The 2209-nt window shown below is 36.4% G+C and carries 2 protein-coding genes; one reads left to right on the forward strand and one right to left on the reverse strand.

Annotated features, from left to right (window positions below; translation table 11 throughout):
* Positions 1–292: 292 nt before the first annotated feature.
* Positions 293–1057, forward strand: coding sequence for a lipoate--protein ligase family protein (locus AFK68_RS00785; RefSeq protein WP_094670863.1), 765 nt, complete (start codon positions 293–295; stop codon positions 1055–1057).
* A 35-nt stretch (positions 1058–1092) separates the two neighbouring features.
* Here AFK68_RS00785 and AFK68_RS00790 read toward each other — a convergent pair whose 3' ends face one another.
* The gene (locus tag AFK68_RS00790; protein ID WP_094670865.1) at positions 1093–1287 is read right to left on the reverse strand and encodes a hypothetical protein; all 195 of its coding nucleotides are present in this window, start codon (positions 1285–1287) and stop codon (positions 1093–1095) included.
* Between the last annotated feature and the right edge of the window lie 922 nt (positions 1288–2209).

The raw sequence follows: 2209 nt of genomic DNA on the forward strand, positions 1-2209 counted from the left end.
TCTGGCTAAACCCAGAGGTACTGTTAACTGTTAACTGATAACTGATAACTGATAACTGAAATGACTTTCGCTACAAAAAAATTCCGAAAAGTAAGGGACGTATTTCAATTTATCGCCTACTCCCTATCTCTTATATTCCACTTACGCTTCTACCTTATTCCCTAAATAATAAATATTCAACCGAACATAATATTAATATTCGAGGCATACTATAAGCATAAATTATCCTAAAAATTGACCAAGCTTTAAGATTAATCTTGGGTTTGGAACAAGAATAAAGATCGGACTTAAAATGTTTTGGCGACTTATTCCCCTACTCACAACAACTGGAAAATTACAAATGGCAATAGATGAATGGTTGCTACACCAACATCTACAAGGAAACATTCCACCAACTCTCCGGTTTTATACTTGGCAACCAGTCGCCATTTCTCTGGGTTATCATCAAAAACGCTATCCCGAATATTGGCAAGACTTAACTTGGCAAGGCACATCTGTAGATATTGTGCGTCGTCCTACTGGTGGAAGAGCCGTTTTGCATCAGGGAGATTTAACTTATAGTTTAATAACTTCTGGTTTTCCTGGCAGTCGCATCGAGTCTTATCAGGCTATTTGTGAATTTTTAATCCAGGGGTGGCGATCGCTCAGCGTTGACTTAGTTTATGGCACTGCGGGAAGAGGCTATATTAATAACCCAAATTGTTTTGGAACTTCTACAGGTGCAGATTTAATCTTACCTAATGGGACAAAATTAATTGGTAGTGCCCAACTGAGAAAAAAAGGGGGAATATTACAACATGGTTCTATGATTTTAGCACCTGATGTTGAGTTTTGTAGTCATGTTTTTAATTCTCAACCATCCCCTGGAGTTTCTAATTTTCCTGAATCTTTTTTATCTGCAAATGATAGGGGAGAAGATTTGATTAATCAGATTATTGAAGCGTTAATTATAGCAGCAAAAGAATGTTTTAAAATTCAGCTAATTACTGAACCTTTATCAGATAAAGAATGGGTAGAAATTCGTAATTTTGCTAATACTAATTTATATTCTGTTTAGAGTAGAAATTTTACAAAGAGTTAAGAAGCAAAAATTTATTTTAACTGCACCCTTCCTCTAATAACAGAACGCAATAATCTATCAACGCTGCAACGCTCTTCTTCACTTATAGACTCATCCAAAACAGAAGCCATAAGACCATAACGATCTGATTCAGTCAGAGAAGAATTTTCGGCAACAGAGGCCATAATTTCGTTAATTGCACCGGGAAGTAATTGAACTTGAAGCATGGGAATTACCTTGAACTCTATATCTTTAATCATCTCCCGTTTTTTTCGTTATGGTGGTGACTTATAGTTGAAGTCGAGAGTGATTTTTCGATATCAGGAGAGTGAGTTATTCTACCGCGACAAAGTGAAGCAGATAAGCAATTTCTGTGACCAACATCACCCTCCTTAGACAAGATGAAATACTATATCCCTAGGGAATAGGAAATAGGGAATATTCAGTAACAAAGCTATTATTAATTATTAACTATTAATTATTAATTATTCGGTAAACTGTCAAAGGGTTTTCCTACGGAATGCTGCGCAAACAGGATTTATAAATGTCAAAAACCTGGCGTTGCTGAAACACGGTATAAAATTCCTAAATAGCGGTGTAAGTCATACCTATTAGACCTAGGCGTGAAAAAGATATAGATTTTTTGCGCATGGTAGGGAACAGGGAACAGGGAAGAGGGAACAGGTAAGATATTTTTACGAAAAAGGCAGGAAAAAGGATTTTTTATGGTGACTTTTTCTTTCTTTAGCTAATATAACTAAAAGGTTTATTTATTTTCCACCAGATGTCTATTATTTTCCCTCTTTGAGGCGCTGAAAAAGCTCCTTTCTAGCTCCTGACTCCTGACTCCTGTAAAATCATACCTTTATTCAGCAACGCCTCAAAAACCTTAATGCGTAACGCTATAGTTCTATTCAAAGTTAGCGATCGCCTGAATATTATAGGACTTATACCATTTATTTCTGAAAAAGTCAGCTCAATCGGGACAGACCATAAATATTTGATAAAAACGGAGAAACCAGAGTTCTCGACTCAAAATATTTTATGCACTTTCAACCTTAGTAGGTTTTGTTACAGGGCCAAGATAATAAATTTGGTGGTGGTGCATAGTAATGGTAGAGGGAGTGTGGGGAGTGTGGGGAGTGTGGG

Origin of the sequence: Hydrocoleum sp. CS-953 (assembly GCF_002260545.1) — a bacterium.
Taxonomy (GTDB): Bacteria; Cyanobacteriota; Cyanobacteriia; order Cyanobacteriales; family Microcoleaceae; genus Trichodesmium.